Annotated in this window: 15 protein-coding genes; 3 read left to right on the forward strand and 12 right to left on the reverse strand. The window is 70.1% G+C overall.

Features of this window, described 5'->3' with window-relative positions:
• Position 1: 1 nt before the first annotated feature.
• The 3 genes from recQ to mca form a co-directional block, all read right to left on the reverse strand.
• On the reverse strand, positions 2-1,942 hold the full coding sequence (gene recQ, locus ACOPJ3_RS13290) for a DNA helicase RecQ (RefSeq protein ID WP_427871235.1): 1,941 nt from the start codon (positions 1,940-1,942) through the stop codon (positions 2-4).
• A gap of 152 nt (positions 1,943-2,094) precedes the next feature.
• Entirely contained in the window at positions 2,095-2,370 is a 276-nt protein-coding gene (locus ACOPJ3_RS13295; protein WP_427869640.1) for a hypothetical protein, read from the reverse strand.
• Positions 2,370-3,236, reverse strand: coding sequence for a mycothiol conjugate amidase Mca (gene mca / locus ACOPJ3_RS13300; protein WP_427869641.1), 867 nt, complete (start codon positions 3,234-3,236; stop codon positions 2,370-2,372). The genes ACOPJ3_RS13295 and mca overlap by 1 nt, the downstream gene beginning before the upstream one ends.
• 140 nt (positions 3,237-3,376) lie before the next feature.
• On the opposite strand from mca, the gene ACOPJ3_RS13305 reads away from it, so the two are divergent.
• Together ACOPJ3_RS13305 and greA are read left to right on the forward strand one after the other, a co-directional pair.
• Entirely contained in the window at positions 3,377-3,790 is a 414-nt protein-coding gene (locus ACOPJ3_RS13305) for a DUF4307 domain-containing protein (RefSeq protein WP_427869642.1), read from the forward strand.
• Between the two features lie 143 nt (positions 3,791-3,933).
• On the forward strand, positions 3,934-4,419 hold the full coding sequence (greA, locus tag ACOPJ3_RS13310; RefSeq protein WP_427869643.1) for a transcription elongation factor GreA: 486 nt from the start codon (positions 3,934-3,936) through the stop codon (positions 4,417-4,419).
• 105 nt (positions 4,420-4,524) lie between these two features.
• Here greA and ACOPJ3_RS13315 read toward each other — a convergent pair whose 3' ends face one another.
• Together ACOPJ3_RS13315 and ACOPJ3_RS13320 are read right to left on the reverse strand one after the other, a co-directional pair.
• On the reverse strand, positions 4,525-5,964 hold the full coding sequence (locus ACOPJ3_RS13315; RefSeq protein ID WP_427869644.1) for an APC family permease: 1,440 nt from the start codon (positions 5,962-5,964) through the stop codon (positions 4,525-4,527).
• An 80-nt stretch (positions 5,965-6,044) separates the two neighbouring features.
• Positions 6,045-7,676: an amidohydrolase gene (locus ACOPJ3_RS13320; protein WP_427869645.1), complete on the reverse strand. Its 1,632-nt coding sequence runs from the start codon at positions 7,674-7,676 to the stop codon at positions 6,045-6,047.
• A 117-nt stretch (positions 7,677-7,793) separates the two neighbouring features.
• Between ACOPJ3_RS13320 and ACOPJ3_RS13325 the strand changes: the two genes are divergently transcribed.
• On the forward strand, positions 7,794-8,393 hold the full coding sequence (locus ACOPJ3_RS13325; RefSeq protein WP_427869646.1) for a TetR/AcrR family transcriptional regulator: 600 nt from the start codon (positions 7,794-7,796) through the stop codon (positions 8,391-8,393).
• A gap of 83 nt (positions 8,394-8,476) precedes the next feature.
• Here the strand turns inward: ACOPJ3_RS13325 and ilvA are convergent, their stop codons facing one another.
• The 7 genes from ilvA to ACOPJ3_RS13360 form a co-directional block, all read right to left on the reverse strand.
• The gene (ilvA, locus tag ACOPJ3_RS13330) at positions 8,477-9,724 is read right to left on the reverse strand and encodes a threonine ammonia-lyase (RefSeq protein WP_427869647.1); all 1,248 of its coding nucleotides are present in this window, start codon (positions 9,722-9,724) and stop codon (positions 8,477-8,479) included.
• Complete coding sequence (locus tag ACOPJ3_RS13335; RefSeq protein ID WP_427869648.1) at positions 9,721-10,929, reverse strand: AI-2E family transporter; 1,209 nt, start codon at positions 10,927-10,929, stop codon at positions 9,721-9,723. Before ACOPJ3_RS13335 ends, ilvA begins: the two co-directional genes overlap by 4 nt.
• 82 nt (positions 10,930-11,011) lie before the next feature.
• The gene (locus ACOPJ3_RS13340) at positions 11,012-12,466 is read right to left on the reverse strand and encodes an aldehyde dehydrogenase family protein (RefSeq protein WP_427869649.1); all 1,455 of its coding nucleotides are present in this window, start codon (positions 12,464-12,466) and stop codon (positions 11,012-11,014) included.
• A gap of 639 nt (positions 12,467-13,105) precedes the next feature.
• Positions 13,106-13,405: a hypothetical protein gene (locus tag ACOPJ3_RS13345; protein WP_427869650.1), complete on the reverse strand. Its 300-nt coding sequence runs from the start codon at positions 13,403-13,405 to the stop codon at positions 13,106-13,108.
• Positions 13,402-14,733: an inorganic phosphate transporter gene (locus tag ACOPJ3_RS13350; protein ID WP_427869651.1), complete on the reverse strand. Its 1,332-nt coding sequence runs from the start codon at positions 14,731-14,733 to the stop codon at positions 13,402-13,404. Before ACOPJ3_RS13350 ends, ACOPJ3_RS13345 begins: the two co-directional genes overlap by 4 nt.
• A gap of 242 nt (positions 14,734-14,975) precedes the next feature.
• The gene (locus ACOPJ3_RS13355; RefSeq protein WP_427869652.1) at positions 14,976-16,013 is read right to left on the reverse strand and encodes a 6-phosphofructokinase; all 1,038 of its coding nucleotides are present in this window, start codon (positions 16,011-16,013) and stop codon (positions 14,976-14,978) included.
• 25 nt (positions 16,014-16,038) lie between these two features.
• On the reverse strand, positions 16,039-18,201 hold the full coding sequence (locus ACOPJ3_RS13360; RefSeq protein ID WP_427869653.1) for a DEAD/DEAH box helicase: 2,163 nt from the start codon (positions 18,199-18,201) through the stop codon (positions 16,039-16,041).
• Positions 18,202-18,235 lie beyond the last annotated feature (34 nt).

Below are 18,235 nucleotides of genomic sequence, written 5' to 3' on the forward strand. Positions count from 1 at the left end.
GTTAGGCGAGGAGAGCGAGGACGGCCTCGCCGTAGCGCTCCAGCTTGACCTGGCCGATCCCGCTGATCGCGAGCAGTTCCTCGTCCGACTTCGGCTCGTGCACGGCGAGCGCCGCGAGCGTCGCGTCCCCGAACACCACGTACCCCGGCACGCCCTGCCGCTTCGCCTCGCCGGCGCGCCATTCGCGCAGGCGTTCGAACACTTCCCCCTGCTCAGGGGTGAGATCTGCGGCAGCGGCCGAGCGCTTCGCGCCGCCGGATCCGGAGCCGCCCCCGGCGCCCCCTGCGCCCCTGCGCGAGCGACCGCCGCCGGATCCCGATCCACGCGCGAACACCTCCTCGCGCATCTGCACCTCTGCCTCGCCCCGCAGCACGGGCTTCGCGGCCTGCGTCGGCGCGAGCACGCCCCACTCGCCGCGCGCCTCGAGCAGCCCGACGGCGAGCAGGTGCCGCACGATCCCGCGCCACTGCGCGACCGACCATTCGGCGCCGATCCCCCACGTCGTGAGCTCGTCGAGCCGCATCTGCGAGACGCGCTCGGATCCGACACCGCGCAGCACGTCGATGTGCTGGCCGGCGGCGTAGCTCCTGCCGCGCTCCTTCAGCGTGCGGATGATTGTCGACAGCAGCATCTGGCTCGGGATCGTGGCGTCCCAGAGCTTCGGCGGCTCGAGGCACACGTCGCAGTTGCCGCACGCCTCCGCCCCCGTCTCCCCGAAGTACGCGAGCAGGAACACGCGGCGGCACGTCACGCCCTCGCAGAGCGCGAGCATCTGGTCCAGGTGGCGCGTCTGATTCGCGCGGGTCGCCTGGTCCCCGTCGCCCGACTCGATGAGCTGGCGCTGCTGCACGACATCGGCGAGCCCGTAGGCCATCCAGGCCTCCGACGGCAGGCCGTCGCGGCCCGCGCGCCCCGTCTCCTGGTAGTACCCCTCGACCGACTTCGGCAGGTCGATGTGCGCGACGAAGCGCACATCGGGCTTGTCGATCCCCATCCCGAACGCGATGGTCGCGACCACGACCACCCCGTCCTCCCGCAGGAAGCGGTTCTGCGCGTCGGCGCGCACCTCCGCCGGGAGCCCCGCGTGGTAGGCGACGGCGTCGACGCCGGCATCCTGCAGCGCCTTCGCGGTCTGCTCGACCCGCTTCCGGCTGAGGGCGTACACGATCCCGGCCTCACCGGGGTGTTCGCCGCGCACGAACGAGACGAGCTGCGCCCGCGCGTTCTGCTTCGGCACGATCCGATACCGGATGTTCGGCCGGTCGAAGCTCGACACGAAGTGCCGCGCACCCTGCAGGTGCAGGCGCTCCGTGATCTCCCGGTGCGTCTCGGGCGTCGCGGTCGCGGTCAGCGCGATGCGCGGCACGTCGGGCCAGCGCTCGGCGAGCGCCCCGAGCCGCAGATAGTCGGGGCGGAAGTCGTGCCCCCACTGCGACACGCAGTGCGCTTCGTCGATCGCGAAGAGCGCGATCCGGCCCTGCGAGAGCAGCTCGACCGCGCCTGGCGACGACAGCCGCTCCGGCGCGAGATAGAGCACGTCCAGCTCACCGGCGCGATACGCGCGCTCGACGTCGCGCCGCTCGTCGATGCTCATCGCCGAGTTCAGCGCCGCGGCGCGCACCCCCGCGAGGCGAAGGGCCGCGACCTGGTCGTGCATGAGCGCGACGAGGGGCGAGAGCACGATCCCGGTGCCCTCGCGCACGAGCGACGGGATCTGGTAACAGATCGACTTGCCGCCGCCCGTGGGCATGAGGACGACGGCGTCGCCGCCGCCGATGACGTGCCGGATGATCTCGTCCTGCTCACCGCGGAACGAGTCGTAGCCGAAGACCTCGGAGAGTACGGCGAGCGGATCCTGCCCTGCGTGCGAGGGCAGCGCGGGATCCGGGGCCGGAGCGGTCAGCGATGCCGGATCCTGATCCGGCGCCGCTTGCGTGGCCATGGCCACGGGCGCGGACGCGGGCTCACCCCACGCCTCCCCCGGCCACTGCTCGTCTTCCCAGCGATCGCCCCCGGGCCCGTACCCCGCGTCGGGATCACCGAAGGTGTCCGGATCGCCGAAGGTGTCCGGGTCACCGAAGGCCCGCACGGACGCTACGCCTTCGCGTCCGGATCAGGGCCGTTCGGGCCGCTGCTCGCACCGCCGCCGCCCCGCCCGTCCTCGTGCGAGGCGAGCTCCTCGGCGATCTGCTCACGCACCTCGTGGCGGTAGCTGTTGCGGCGGAGCCGCGACACGAGCAGGAATCCCAGGACGATGATCCCGGCTGCCATGAGCCCCGTGAAGATGAACCCCTCGACCCCCGGCGTCACCTTGGTCGGATCGAACTCGGTCTCTTCGGCGATCCGGATCGCCGCACTCAACAGGCCCATCAGGCGCCCTCCTCAATTCCCTGAAACAGATCGGCCTCGAACTCGCTCGTGGCGACGCGCGAGGCGGCAAGACGGAAGTCCTCGAACGGCCAGGCCGCGCGCTGCAGCTCGTTCGACCAGAAGAAGAACGGGCTGTCGGGCGGCACCTGGCTCGCGTGCGCGCGCAGCGCCTCGTCGCGGCGCTCGAAGAAGCGGCCGACATCGATCTTCGCGGTGCCGCGGAACGCCCGCTTCGACATCCACTCGCGCATCTCGGCGACCTGTCCGACGAGCGGCGAATCCGGGTCGTTGTCGACGAGCCACTGGTAGACCGTGTTGACCCGCTCGACGTTGAAGATCTCTTCGTAGTACAGCTTCTTGATCGACCACGGGGCGCCGGCATCGGGATAGGCCGTCGCGTCGCCCGCCGTCTCCCAGGCGATCCTGCTGATCTCGTGGCACCTGATGTGATCGGGGTGCGGGTAGCCGCCGCGCTCGTTGTAGGTGATCATGACGTGGGGACGGAAGTCTCGCACGATGCGCACGAGCGCCTCGGCCGAGATCTTCGCCGGGATGTCGGCGAAGGAGCCGGGCGGCAGCGGATCGCCCTCGTCGGGGAGGCCCGAGTCCTGGTAGCCGAGCCAGCGATGCTCGAAGCCGATGATGTCTCGCGCACGCGCCATCTCGTCGCGACGGAGGCCCGAGAGATCCCGCTTGCTCTTCGGATCCCGCGCCACGAGCTCGTTGAGCACGTCGCCGCGCTCGCCGCCCGTGCAGCTCACGATGAGCACCTCGGCGCCCTGGTCGAGGTAGTGCGCGTACGTCGCTGCGCCCTTGCTGGACTCATCGTCAGGGTGCGCGTGCACCGCGATCAACCTGAGCGTCATGCGCGTCCTTTCACACGTGCGCACCGGGCAACACCGATACGCTGGCAACAGAGAACCAGTTTACCCAGCACAGATCGGAGGAACCCGTGTCGAGCGCGACTTCGGGGGCGACTCCGGATCATGCGGAGGAAGTGCGGCCTGTGAGCGAACCACCCACGCGAGCGCAGACCCTCGAGGATCGCTACGGATCCGGGCGCCGCAACCGTTTCGACAAGCGCTTCGCGTGGTCCGCAGCCACAGTGCTCGTGGCCGCGGGGATCGGCTTCGTCCTCTTCAGCGGGTGGCAGAACACCAATCAGGTGTCAGCGCAGGACATCGGCTTCACCGAGCAGGACGACGGGTCCCTCGCCGTGAAGTTCGAGGTCAGCGCCCCCGCGCACACCCCTGTCGCGTGCGCCGTCGAGGCGCTCAACACCTCGAAGGCGACCGTCGGCTGGAAGGTCGTCGAGCTGCCGGACGCCGAGGTGCGCACCCACACGGTCACGGCGAACCTCATCACGACGACGCCGGCGACGGCGGCGACCGTGCGCACCTGCTGGGTCGTCGAGAAGTAACGCCCTCCCTGAGCGACCTCGGGCGCTCTCACGGCACCGCCTGATAGTGTGGAACGTGCGCCCCGACTCGTGCGGGGCGTTGCCTATACCTCCGAGCCCGCGGACACACGAGCCCCGGGCGCACACTGAATTGAGGATCGACTATGGCCGACCCCACTGCAACCTGGCTGACGCAGGAGGCCTACGACCGGCTCAAGGGGGAGCTGGACGAGCTTGCCGGACCCGGCCGCAAGGACATCGCCGCACGTATTGAGGCCGCTCGCGAAGAGGGCGACCTCAAGGAGAACGGCGGATACCACGCCGCGAAGGACGAGCAGGGCAAGATGGAGGCGCGGATCCGCGACCTCGAGGAGCTCCTGAAGCACGCGGTCGTCGGCGAGGCGCCCGAGGCGAGTGGCGTCGTCGAGGTCGGCACGGTCATCACCGCCGACATCTTCGGCGACGAGGAGCGCTTCCTGCTCGGCAACCGAGAGCTCGCCGACGGCTCCGACCTCGACGTGTACAGCGCGGAGAGCCCGCTCGGCGTCGCGATCCTGGGCCGCAAGGTCGGCGACAAGGTGAGCTACGAGGCGCCCAACGGCAAGGAGATCGCCGTCAAGATCCTGAACGTGGAGACGTACGCGGGCTAGTACCGCCGCTCCCCGCCTGAAGGGGGTTGTTAGCGATTTCGGTTCGTATGAGGCCTCATACGAACCGAAATCGCTAACAACCGCCCCGCGGGTACGGGATCGCCGCTACTCGTACATCCCGACGTTGATCGGGCCGGTGAGGTCGGGCGGCGCGGCTCTGAAACCGCGCGTCTTGATCACGAGGTACACGATCCCGAGCGCGAGCCAGATCCCGCCGATCACCATCGACACGGCGTCGAGGCTGAGCCACAGCCACACGTTGATCACGACGCCGACCGCTGGCACGAGCACGAAGCCGAGCCACGCCCCCGCGCTCCGCCGCTTCAGGAAGCGGAAGAACACGAAGATCACCGAGAGGTTCACGAAGGTGAACGCGATGAAGGCCCCGAAGTTGATCATCGACGCGGCCTGATCCAGGTCCACGAAGAGCGCGGTGAGGGCGATCGCCGCCACGATCAGCACATTCGCGACCGGCACCCCCGCGCGGCCCGAGATCCGCCCGAACGGCTTGCGCGGCAGCGCGCCGTCGCGGCCCATCGCGTACAGGAGCCTCGCCGCGCTCATCTGCTGCGTGATCCCGCAGCCGAGCACGGCCATCATGTAACCGCCGACGAAGATCGCCTGGAACGCGGCCCCGCCGATGTACTTCGCGATCTCGGGCGAGGCGCCGACGACGTCCTCGAGCAGGCTGACGTCCGGGAAGAGGAGCTGCATCACGGTGGTGACCGTCAGGAAGAAGGCGCCGGCGACCCCGATGATGATGAAGATCGCGCGCGGGATGTCGCGCTCCGGCTTCTCAGCCTCCTCGGCGAGCGTCGACACCGCGTCGAAGCCGAGGAAGGAGAGCGCGAGGATCGCGGCCCCCGCGGCGATCGACGCGACCTGGATGTCGCTCGAGAAGAACGGCCGGATCGAGACCTCCGCGTCGTTCGCGCCGTTCGCGATGTTCACGATCGTGAGCACCACGAAGACGACCGCGACCGCGAGCTGGATCGAGACGAGCAGCACGTTCATGCTCGCGGCGAGCTTCACGCCGACGAGGTTCAGGGCGGTGCAGATCGCGACCGTGAGGAGCACCCACACCCAGAACGGCACCTCGGGGAAGACCGCCCCCATGTAGATCCCCGACAGGATCGCGTTGATCATCGGCAGGAGCAGGTAGTCGAGCGTTGCCGCCCAGCCCACGAGGAAGCCGAGGTGCGCGTTGATCGCCTCCTTCGCGTAGGTGTACGCGGAGCCTGCGATCGGGAAGAAGCGCACCATGCGCGAGTAGCTGAACGCGGTGAAGAGCACCGCGACCATGACGACGAGGTAGGCGAGCGGCACGTGCCCGTCGGTCTCGGCCGAGACGATCCCGAACATGTCGAAGACCGCGAGCGGGGCCATGTAGGCGAGGCCGATGAAGACGAGGTGGCGCAGCTTGAGCGTGCGCTTGAGGTGGGGCTCGGGGGACGCGCCTTGCGCGTCTTGCGCGTTCTGCGCGTTCTGCTGGGCATGCAGATCGTCGCCTGCGGCGACGGCCGAGTGCGAGGTCGGAACGGACATCGGTGATTCCTTTCACTCCGTTGTGAAGTACAGCGGTGAGTCTGGCGGTGGTGCGAGCGAAACCGCTCGCACCCCCTTGGCTATTGGGCGGGAAGTTCCTCCCGTGCATCGTGGATCGCGCGGCCCCCGACGACCGTGAGCTCGGCGCGCTGGCTCAGGATCTCCGCGGGCTCCATCCCGTAGAGGTCGCCCGACCAGGCGACGACGTCGGCGAGCGCACCCTCGCGCAGGATCCCGAGCCCGCCCTCGTGGTGGAAGGCCTCGGCGCCGCCGCGCGTGTACGCCGCGAGCGTGCGGTCGAGGTCGAGGCGCTCGTCTTCGGTCCAGGCGTCGCGCCCGTCGAGGCGGGCGCGCGTCATCGCGCTGTAGATCCCGACGAGCGGATCCATCTCGCCGACCTGCCAGTCGCTCGAGAAGGTCACGCGCGCGCCCGAGTCGATCATCGAGCGGAAGCGCCACGCGCGATCCCACCTGGCCTCGCCGACGTTCTCCATCCAGGTGCCCGCCACGAGGTCGGGCGAGGCGTGCCGCGGCTGCATCGCCGCGACGACGCCGAGGCGCTCGAAGCGGGGCAGGTCCTCGGGCGCGAGGCACTCGACGTGCACGATCCCGTGCCGCGCGTCGCGCACACCGTTCGCGCGCTGCGCCGCCTCGATCGAGTCGAGCGTGAGCCGGATCCCCCAGTCCCCCGTCGCGTGGGTGTGGACCTGGTAGCCGAGCCGGTCGAGCTCGACGAAGAGCTTCGTGAACTCGGTCGGCTCGAGGCTCGTGTGCCCGCGGTGGCCCGGCCGGTTGGCGTAGTCCTCGAGCATGGCCGCCGTGTGCGGCTCGATCACGTCATCGGCGTAGAGCTTCACCATGCCGAGCTTGAAGCGATCGTGCTGGGGCGTCTCCCTGATCGCCTCGGTGATCCGGCGCCGGAAGTCGGCGTCTGCCGCGGCCGGATGATAGATCGCGGCGATCGTGCGCGAGGTGAGTTTGCCCTCGCGCTCGGCCCTGGCGAAGAGGTCGAGCTCGGCGAGCGGCACCTGCGGCTCCACGACCGTCGTGATGCCGAAGCGCGCCGCCATGTCGAGGCTGTTCGTGACCTTGCGGTAGCGGCGATCGGGCGAGTACAGCGGGATGTCGCGCTGGAGCTCTGCGAGGCCGTCGACCGTCATGGCGCTCGTGTAGAAGTCGGTCACCCACCCGGTCGGCTCGCCCGTCGCCGCATCGATCTCGGGGTTGCCCCAGGCGATGTCGCCGCCGTTCAGGATCCCGAGCTTCGCGAGCGCCGGCCGGTTGAGCCAGACCGAGTGCTGGTCGTAAGTCGTGATGAACACGGGCCGGTCGGTGACGCCCACGAGGTCGTCGGCGTTGGGCCTGCGCCCCTCGACGACCGAGTACAGCGCGTTCTCCGCGCAGATCCAGTCGAGCTCCGGGTGCCGCTCGGCGAATGCGGCGATCCGGGATCGCACGACGTCGAGGCTCTGCACCTGGTCGAGGCTGACCGCGAGGTCGTCGAAGCCGAGCAGGAGGTGGTTGTGCGTGTCTGCGACGCCGGGCGTGAGCAGCCGGCCGTCGAGCTCGACGGTGGTGCGTGCCGCGGGCGCGTCCTCCGCCGAGCCGACGTAGCTGATCCGGTCCCCCGTCACGCCGACGGCCTCGGCCCAGGGCTGCTCGGGATCGAATGTCCTGATCCGGCCGCCCGTGAACAGCGTGTCGACTGCCATGTCATCTCCTGAGTTCCGGGCGCCTGCCGCCCTGCCTTCCGGTTCTTTCACTCCAGAGTAAATTAATTTACTCAGAAGTCAAGAAACTCGTTCGCGGCGGCTGGCATACTTGCTGGCATGGCCCGTCCGAGCACCCAGCAGCAGCGGCGACGCGAGATGATCGACGCCGCACTCGACGCCGCGGCGGTGCACGGGCTGCGAAACCTCTCGCTCACCGACGTCGCCAACCAGGCCGGCGTGACGCGCGGGGCGCTGCTCTACTACTACGAGGACCTCGAGGAGATCCTCGTCGAGGCGCACGCCGCAGGCATGGCGCGCGTCGGCGCGGAGCGGGCCGAGCTCGTGGCCGGGGTGACCGGGGCGCGGGCGAAGCTGCGCACCGCCGTCGAGGCCGGGCTGCCCGACGGGCCGGAGGACGGGCTCATGCGGATCCTGTACGAGTTCGACGTGCTCGCCGGGAAGTCGCCGCTGCACGACGAGCTCGTGCAGCAGCTCTACGGCGAGCAGCTGGGGCTCTACCGGGCGATCCTCACCGACGGGGTCGCCAGCGGGGAGTTCGAGCTCACCGGGCCGCTCGACGACGTCGCCATGAACTTCGTCGCGCTCGAGGACGCCTACGGGCTGCACATCGTCGCTGGCGGCAGCATCACGGTCGCGGACGCGCTGCGCGCCATCAGGCTGTTCGCCGCCCAGGCCGGCGCCCCGCTCGCGGAGTAGCGCGGAGCCGTGGGGCGGGTTGTTAGCGATTTCGGGGCTTCCGGGCGCCCGGAAGCCCCGAAATCGCTAACAACCGGCGACCGCTAGTACTTTTCGCCGACGCGGACCTCGTAGCCCGCGTCGCGCAGCGCCTGCGCCACGGCCTCGCCGTGCTCGTGCCCGCGCGTCTCGACGTGGAGCTCCAGCTCCACCTCGCTGACCGGGAGCTCCGTCGCGTGCCTCGTGTGAATCACCTCGACCACGTTCGCGTTCTGATCCGCGACGATCGACGCCGTGCGCACGAGCTGGCCCGGCACGTCGGGGAGCAGGATCCGGAGCTTCATGTAGCGCGCGGAGGCCGCGAGGCCGTGACCGATCACGCGCTGCAGCAGCAGCGGATCGATGTTTCCGCCCGACAGGATCGTGGCCGCCGGGGCGCCGTGCGCGTCGATCTTGCCCGCGAGCATCGCGGCGACACCAGCTGCGCCTGCCGGCTCCACGACGAGCTTCGCGCGCTCGAGCAGCATGACGATCGCGCGGGCGATGTCGTCGTCGCTCACCGTCACGACCTCGTCGACGAATTCCTGCACGACCTGGAAGTTGCGGTCACCCGGCCGGGCGACCGCGATCCCGTCGGCGATCGTCGACTTCGTCTTGATCGTGACGGGCTCCCCCGCCTCCAGCGACGCCGTGAAGGGCGCCGCGTTCTCGGCCTGCACGCCGACGACTCGGATCTCGCGACCGTTGGCCGCGGCCCACTGCTTCGCCGCCGCCGCGACGCCGGCAATGAGGCCGCCGCCGCCGATCGGCACGACGAGCGTCTCGATCTCGGGGGCGATGTCGAGCATCTCGAGCGCGACGGTGCCCTGCCCCTCGATGACGCCAGCATCGTCGAACGGCGGGATGAACACGGCACCCGTTTCGCGCACAAAGTCCTGCGCCGCCCGGTTCGTCTCGTCGAAGCTTGCGCCCACGAGCTGCACGTCTGCGCCGTAATTCTTCGTGGCCTGCAGCTTCGGCAGCGCGACGCCGAGCGGCATGAAGATTGTCGCCTTGATGCCGAGCTCGCGGGCCGCGAACGCGACGCCCTGCGCGTGGTTGCCCGCAGACGCGGCGACCACCCCGCGCGCCTTCTCCTCGTCGCTCAGCTGCGTCAGACGGTTGTATGCGCCGCGCAGCTTGTAAGCCCCGGTCCGCTGCAGGTTCTCGCACTTCAGATAGACGCGCGGGGCGCCCAGAATCTCGGCCAGGAACCTCGAGGACTCGAGCGGCGTCCGCCGCGTCACCCGATGCACGACATCGAGGGCTCGCGTGAACTCCTCCAGCGTGGGTGCCTGGTACGACTCGGTCATGAGTTTCCTTCCTTGCGCCGGAGCTTCGCTACGTTCCTGGCGCGGTGCCTAGCGCGATGGTGGATCTTGTCCTGCCGGTGATACTCGGCGACAGGGTCGGAACCCGGGATCCACTCCTTTCCGACGATCGTGTTCACGATCGAGTTCGCGGCCGCGGCGATCGGCACGGCGAACAGCGCCCCGGGTACGCCAGCGAGCAGCGCGCCCGTCGAGACCGCGAGCACGACGCCCAGCGGGTGCACCTTCACCGCGTTGCCCATGACGAGCGGCTGCAGAATGTGCCCCTCGATCTGGTTCACGAGGATCACGACGCCGAGCATGATGAGCGCGTTGACCGGGCCGTTGTACACGAGCGCGATGAAGGCCGCGAGGGCGCCGGTCGTAATGGCGCCGAGGAACGGAATGAACGAGCCGAGGAACACGAGGATCGCGATCGGGATCGGGAGCGGCACGCCGAGGAGCGCCGCGCCGACGCCGATGCCCACCGCGTCGACGAACGCGACGAAGATCTGCACCCGCACGTACTGGCCGACCGAGATCCACCCGGCGCGCCCCGCGGCGTCCACGGGCGCATGCGCCTTGGCCGGCAGGAATCCGAGCACCCAGTTCCAGATCCGCTTGCCGTCGATCAGCAGGAAGATCAGGGAGAAGAGCGTGAGCAGGGCGCCCGTCACGAGCTGGCCGAAGGTCGTCGCGACGCCGAGCGCGCCGTTCCAGATCTCCGACTGGTGGCGCTCGATCGTCTTGAAGATCTGGTTGACGAACTTGTCGAGCTCCTCGGCAGAGATCCCGAGCGGGCTGCTCTCGATCCAATGCCGTAGCTCCCACCACACCTGTTCGGAGCGCTTCGCGAGATCGTCGAAACCCGTGCGCATCTGGCTCACGATCAGCGTGATGAGCACCCAGACGGACGCCACGAACACGGCGAGCGCCGTCACGACACCGAGCCAACGCGGCGCCCCCTGCCGCTCGAACCACTGCACGATCGGGGCGAGCAGTGCGGTGAACAGGATCGCGATCAGGAGCGGGATCACGATGATCCGCACCTGCACGATCAGCCACAAGAAGCCCGCAAGCGCGAGCCCGATCGCGATGAGACGCCACGACCAGGCAGCGGCGACGCGCACGCCCAGCGGGAGCTCGACCGCGGCGTCGGGCCGCTCGCCCGGATCCGGAGCTCCTGGCTCGTTACTGCGCTTTTCCACGTTCGCCATCCTATCTATCTGGCCATTCCCGCACGTCGCGTGACACTGCCCGCCCCCCGTCCGGCAATGAGCTCGCCGAGGCCTAGAGGATCCTCCGCAGCCAGGTGCGCACAAGGGAGTCCTTGCCCGCGGTGTACGGCGGCATGATCGTGGCCGCGAGGGTGTCGGGGACGAGCGGCTTCGACAGCACGGGCTTCTCGTGGCTGAAGATCCGGAACGAAAGCTCGCCGTGATACGCGCCCATGCCGCTCTCGCCGACGCCGCCGAAGGGCAGGCCTGGCACCGAAAGATGCAGCACCGGGACGCCGAAATTGAGCGCGCCCGAGCTCGTCTCGCGCTCCCAGCGGGCGCGGGTCGCCTGATCGTCGCTGAACACGTAGGCGGCGAGCGGCTTGTCGCGCGACGAGACGAGGCGGAGCGCGGCATCGAGGTCGCGCACCTCGACGAGCGGCAGGATCGGGCCGAAGATCTCCTCCTGCATGACGGGCGCCTCCGCGGGCACGCGCGCGAGCACGGTCGGCGCGAAGAACAGGGATTCCGGATCCCGCTCCCCACCAGCCACGATCTCGCCGAACGCCGCGGGATCGCGCTCGGCCTGCGCGAGGTAGGACTCGAGGCGCTCGAACTGCCGCGCATTCACGATCCTGCCGTAGTCGGGATTGCGGGCGATCGCGCTGCCGTAGAGCTCGTGAATTGCGTCGCGCAGGTGCGGGATCAGGGCCCGCAGCACTGCGGACTCGGCGAGCACGTAGTCGGGCGCGACGCAGGTCTGCCCCGCGTTCAGGAACTTGCCCCACACGATCCGCTTCGCGGCCTCCGCGAGCGGCACGGTGCCGTCAACGAACACGGGCGACTTGCCGCCGAGCTCGAGGGTCGTCGGGGTGAGGTGCTCGGCCGCCGCGTGTGCGACGATGCGGCCGACCCTGCCGTTGCCCGTGTAGAAGATGTGGTCGAAGCGCTGGGCGAGGAGCTCGGTCGTCTCCTCGACGCCGCCCTCGACCACGGCGACTGCGCGCCGATCGAGCGTGTCGGGGAGGAGCTTGGCGATGAGCGCCGAGGTCGCGGGCGCGAGCTCGCTCGGCTTCACAACGACGGTGTTGCCGGCGGCGATTGCCCCGATCACGGGCGAAAGCGCGAGCATGAGCGGGTAGTTCCACGGCGCGATCACGAGCACGACGCCGAGGGGCTCGGGGAGCACCTTCGCGGTCGCGGGCTGCAGCGCGAGCGGCGGGGCGACCCTGCGCGGGCGCATCCAGGAGGCCAGGTGCGCGAGCGCGTGGTCGATCTCGACCACGAGGAACCCGATCTCGGTGAGCTGCGACTCCGTCGCCGACTTGCCGAGATCACGCTGCAGCGCGGCCTCGAAGTCTTTCTCGCGGCCGATCAGGAGGTTTCGCAGGCGAGTCAGCTGCTCGCGGCGCCACGCCGCCGGCCGGGTGATCCCGAGCTCGAAGCCGTAGCGCACGCCGCTCACGAGGCCGGGGATCCGAGCGAGATCGGTCGCGGCGTAGGCGGTGTCGGGGGTCTGCACACTCATGCGCCAAGACTAGTCCCGCGGGGCCGCGAAGCACCTGATCACTGGGTCGGGATCCGGATCCCGGGCGGGGTTTCGATCCGGGGCGGGGTTTCGATCTCGGTCGGGGTTTCGATCCGGGGGTCGAGTCGGCCCTTGAGCCCCATTCGCGGGATCGAGTCGGCCCTTAGGCCCCATTCACGCGAGGGAATGGGGCCTTTCGGCCCACTCGGCAAGAGTGAGGGAGGGGCGGGGAAGCGTGCGGGAGGCGCGGGACACGGGGCGCGGGGCCCTCATCCGGAACCCGCGGGGGATCCGGGGGTCGAGTCGGCCTTTGAGCCCCATTCGCGGGATCGAGTCGGCCCCTAGGCCCCATTCACGCGCGGGAATGGGGCCTTTCGGCCCACTCGGCAAGAGCGAGGGAGGGTGTGGGATGTGGAGGGGAGGCGCGCGGGAGGCGCGGGGCGCGGGCCCGGGGCACGGGGCTCGGGCCCGCGGGAGATTCGGGGGTCGAGTCGGCCCTTGAGCCCCATTCGCGGGATCGAGTCGGCCCTAGAGCCCCTTTCACGCGCGGGAATGGGGCCTTTCGGCCGACTCGGCGCGGCGCGCGCGGGCGGGCGGCAGCGCGGGCGGGCGGCGCGCCGCGGCGCGCCGCGGCGCCACTCACCAGAAGTGGAGCGCCGGGATGATCAGGAAGATTCCCACGAGGACCGCCACGACCGAGAGGCCGAAGCAGACGTTGGCGGCGACGGTGGCCCAGCGGGGGCGGCCGAGGTCGTCGACGTCGTCGTCCTCGTCGTCGCGGGAGGGGCCGTTCGGCTCGAAGGAGCCGTCGGCGCGGCGCACCGGCGGGGCCGGCGTCGCCAGGAAGCGGATCCCGAGCGAGTAGAGCGCGACCACGAAGACCGCCGAGCCGAGCGCCGCGGCGAAGACGATGAGGAAGGCGAGCCAGTCGATGGTCATCGTGCGTCTCCCTCGGATCCGGCATCGCGGGCGGCCCCGCGGGCGGCCTCGCGCGCCGCCTTCTCGGCCTCGCGGGCGGCCTCGCGCGCGGCCACGTCGTCGCGCACCGCGGACTGTGCCACGGGTGTCAGCGGCGGGATCGTGCCCGTCTTGGTCTTGACCTTCTTGACCTTGCCCTTGCGGATGCGCACCGCGTAGCCCGACTCTGCGACGTCGGGCACCGGGATCGCGTTCGACGAGTCGACCTGGTTGCGACGCGAGCGCCAGAAGATGAAGACGATGAACCCGAGCCCGAGCACGGCGTCGGCGATCACGCCGATGAGGCCGAGGTGGGCGATCGCGGCCGCGGCGGCGCCGACCGCGCCAGCGGCCGGGAGCGTGAAGAGCCAGCCCGAGGCGATGCGGCCGACCGTGCGCCAGCGCACGCTGGAGCCGCGGCGGCCGAGGCCGGATCCGATGACGGATCCCGAGGCGACCTGGGTCGTGGAAAGCGCGAAGCCGAGGTGGCTCGACGCGAGGATCGTGGCGGCCGTCGCGGTCTCAGCGGCGAAGCCCTGCGCCGGCTTCACCTGCGTGAGGCCAGCCCCGAGCGTGCGGATGATCCGCCAGCCGCCCGAGTAGGTGCCGATCGCGATCGCGAGGGCGCAGGCGACGACGACCCAGAGGTGCGGGCCGGTGCCGGGATCCTGCAGGTTCGCGGCGACGAGGGTGAGCGTGATCACGCCCATCGTCTTCTGCGCGTCGTTCGTGCCGTGCGCGAGAGCGATGAGCGAGGACGACGCGATCTGCGCGTAGCGGAAGCGGCCGCGGCCGTCCTTCTTACCGTCGTGCCTGCGCGTGATCGCGTAGGCGACGCGGGTCGCCGTGAAGGCGACGATTCCCGCCGTGAGCGGTGCCGCGATGGCGGGGATCACGATCTTGGAGAGGAACACCCCGCCGTTGATGGAGGACAGCCCCGCACCCACGATCGCGGCGCCGATGAGGCCGCCGAACAGGGCGTGGGAGGAGCTCGACGGCAGGCCATACAGCCAGGTCACGAGGTTCCACACGATCGCGCCGATGAGCCCGGCGAAGATCATCTCGGGGGTGATGAGCACCCCGCCCTCGCCCTCGTTGATGAGGCCGCCCGAGATCGTCTTTGCGACCTCGGTCGAGAGGAATGCGCCGACCAGGTTCAGGACCGCCGCGAGCAGAACCGCAGTCTTCGGCTTGAGCGCGCCCGTCGCGATGGGGGTGGCCATCGCGTTGGCCGTGTCGTGGAAGCCGTTCGTGAAGTCGAAGAAGAGGGCCAGTACGATGACCAGCAGCACGATGAGAGTGAGTTCCACCGGCGTCTTTCGTTCGTGGGTGTGTGCGAGGTTCGCCCGCGATGTCATCAGCTGTTCACCGAATGGTCGGCGACCAGGGGTTGACACGCGCTTGCGCGCCGGTATTCATGGTTCCACCTCGCCCTGATCAGGTCAAGCCAGGACCCCCACGTTTACCCTCCGTTCACCGGAGTCGGATTCCCGGGCGAGTCGCCGGGCAGAAACCCCAGCACACTGCGCCGGATCCCGCGCGAGCGCGCGGCTCAGCCGAAGTTGAGCCGCACCTCCGCGTAGCGCTCGCCCGGCACCGTCTTCAGCCGGTTCACGGCTTCGGCGAGCGGCACCATCTCGATCCGGTCGCCCCGGAGCGCCGCCATCGTGCCCCACTGCCCAGCGAGGGCGGCGTCGGCCGCCGCGATCCCGGTCCGCGTCGCGAGCACGCGGTCGAACGCGGTGGGCGAACCGCCGCGCTGGACGTGCCCGAGCACGGTCGCGCGGGTCTCGATCCCGGTCCGCTCCTCGATGAGCGGGGCGAGCACCTCGGCGATGCCGCCGAGCCTCGCGCGCCCGAACCCGTCGACGCCGCCCCTGGTCACAGGGGCATCCTGGCCCGCGAGCGTGAAGCCCTCCGCGACGACGACGAGCGAGGAGCGACCCCGGTCGCGCACGCTCGCGACCCACTCGGCGACGTGCTCGATCGTCTCGGGAAACTCGGGGATCAGCGTCACCTGGGCGCCGCCAGCCATGCCAGCGTGGAGGGCGATCCAGCCGACGTCGCGGCCCATGACCTCGAGCACCATGCAGCGCCGGTGCGACTCCCCCGTCGTGCGCAGGCGGTCGATCGCCTCCGCGGCGATCGAGACGGCCGTGTCGAAGCCGAAGGTGTAGTCGGTGGCCGAGAGGTCGTTGTCGATGGTCTTCGGCAGCCCGATCACGGGGATCCCCTGGCCCGCGATGAGCGCGGACACCGTCTGCGTGCCGTTGCCCCCGATCAGGAGGAAACCGTCGAGGCCGTGCCTGGCCATGCGCTCGCGGAACAGCGCCCACTCCGCCGGCGTGCCCGCGCGGCTCTCGAACGGCGGCACCCGGCTCGTGCCGAGTATGACGCCACCGAGCGGCGAGATCCCACGCACCGCAGGCCGGTCGAGCGGGATCGCCTCGCCCTCGACGAAGCCGCGCCAGCCGTCGATGAAGCCGACCATCTCGAAGCCGTGCACGTCGACGCCGCGGAGCACGGCGCCGCGGATCGCGGCGTTCATCCCGGGGCTGTCGCCACCTGAGCAGAGCACTCCGAGACGCATCTCAATCTCCTCGCTGGCTGCCGGATCAGGCCGCAGCGTCGACCGCGCGGCGCAGCACAGCCATGAGGGCCTGGAGCTGCACCGAGTCGGCGTCCTCCGCGGGGGCGGACGCGCCGTCGAGGGCGCGCGCCGCGAGGCCCGCCTTGCCGTCGATGAGCTCCGCGATCTTCGCGTCGATCGTCTGCGCGGCGATGATCCGCCACGCGGTGACCGGCTCGTCCTGGCCGATGCGGTGCACGCGGTCGATCGCCTGCGTCTGCTCGGCGTCGGTCCACGAGAGCTCCGCGAGCACGACGTTCGAGGAGGACTGCAGGTTCACGCCGACGCCGGCCGCCGTGAGCGAGCAGACCGCGACCGCGACCTCGGGATCCCTGTTGAACGCGTCGATCTGCTCCTGGCGGAACGTCGCCGACTGGTCGCCACGAATCGAGACCGTCTTGATCCCGGCCTCGGCGAGCTGCGCCTCCGCCTGGTCCATCACGTCAATATGCTTCGCGAAGAATACGACCTTGCCGACCGAGCGGGCGAGCTGGGCCGTGTAGTCGACCGCGAGCGAGGCCTTCGCCTGGCCAATCTGGCGGACCATCGTGAAGACGTTCATGCCGTCAGCCGAGGCGTTCGACTCCTCGAGCTCCTGCGCGCAGACCATGCGGATGATCGCGTCGTCCGAGAGCTTCTCGCCGAGCTTGCCGTTCTTGACCGCGGTGAAGCGATCGAGCAGCTTGCGCGCGAGCTGCGCCTCCGCCGCGCGGATCCCGCGACCCAGCTCGTCGTCGAGTTCGACCGGCAGGTCGACCACGCGCTTCGCCGGCAGATCGGCCGCGACGTCCACCTTGCGGCGGCGCACGATGCCCATGTCGATGACGCTCTGGCGCGCCTCCGGATAGAAGGAGGAGTCGGCCGGCGTCCAGCCGTTGCTCTCGAGCCGCGCCATGAGATCCGGCCCCGGCTTCTCCGCGTCGGCCCAGCCGAGGAAGCGCCAGATCGCACGGAAGTCGTCGATGTCGTTGATGAGCGGCGTGCCCGTGAGCGCGATGAGGAGCGGCGAGACGCCTGGCGTGCGCTCCCGGATCCGGTCGGCGATCGCGAGCACGTTGCGCGAGCGCTGCGACTGCACGTTCTTGATCATGTGCGCCTCGTCGACGACCATGCCCTTGAAACCGAAGCGGGAGATCCAGCTCAGATGACGATCCAGGATCTCGTAGTTCACGACGAACACATCGGCGAATGCGTCGACGTCGCGGCCGTCGCCGTGGATGACGGTAACCTTGCGCTGCGGCGTCCAGCGCTCGACCTCACGCGCCCAGTTCATCTTCACGACGTTGGGCACGACGACGAGGAGCGGGTACGCGTCCGCGACCGACGCTGCGATGACCGACTGGGCGGTCTTGCCGAGACCGGGCTCGTCTGCGAGGAGGAAGCTGCGGTGGCCGTCGCGGACGCTCGCGAGGAAGCGTGCCTGGTGCGGCATGAGCTCGCGCCCGGCGGGCGCGAGGCGATCCGGGACCGGCGGCTCAGGGAGCTCCATGCACGCGGATCCGCCGCCGCCCTGCTCGAACGACTTGAGCAGCGGCCCGAGCAGCTCCCAGTTCGCGAGGCGCACGACCGGGGTCGGCTGCTTCGGCGGCGTGAGGTCGGGAGCGTGGAACGGGCGGGAGAGCAGGCGCGCGTCGATCCCGGCGGGCTCGACCTGGCGCTCGGCGAGCTCCGGCGGCACGAAGGCGCGCGCGGGCTCGGGGGCCGCCTGCTCCTCCTCGGGGAGTTCGATCCCGGCCTGGGTGAGCATCTTGCGCTTGAGCAGCCGCGTCGCCTCGGTGATGGGGGCCGTTGGCTCGAGCAGGGTGATGAGGCTCGTGTCGCGGGCCGCGGTCTTCGCGAGGATCGCGGCGACGCCGTCGAGCCGCTTCAGCGTCTCGGCGCGCTCCGAGTCCTTGACGGTCTCGTCGGTCTTCACTCGCGCGCGCTCCTCGCGCATGAGCAGCGCGATGACGTGGAACTTCGTGCGGTTCGCCGGCGTCGCCTTGCCGCGCTGCGCGGAGGCCTCGACCTCGCGCACGGCGCGGGCGAGCAGCGGAATGATCCCCTCATTGTGCGGATGCTTCCGACGCCCGTTCGAGCGGGACTGTGCGGCCTTGGCCTGTGCACCGTCTTTCTTGACGGCCTGGCGCGTGGCAGTTGTGATTGCCAATTGATCTCCTGATCGGCGTGTTTCGGGCTCGGAA

Source organism: Leucobacter luti, from assembly GCF_050310065.1.
Classification (GTDB): domain Bacteria; phylum Actinomycetota; class Actinomycetes; order Actinomycetales; family Microbacteriaceae; genus Leucobacter; species Leucobacter luti_B.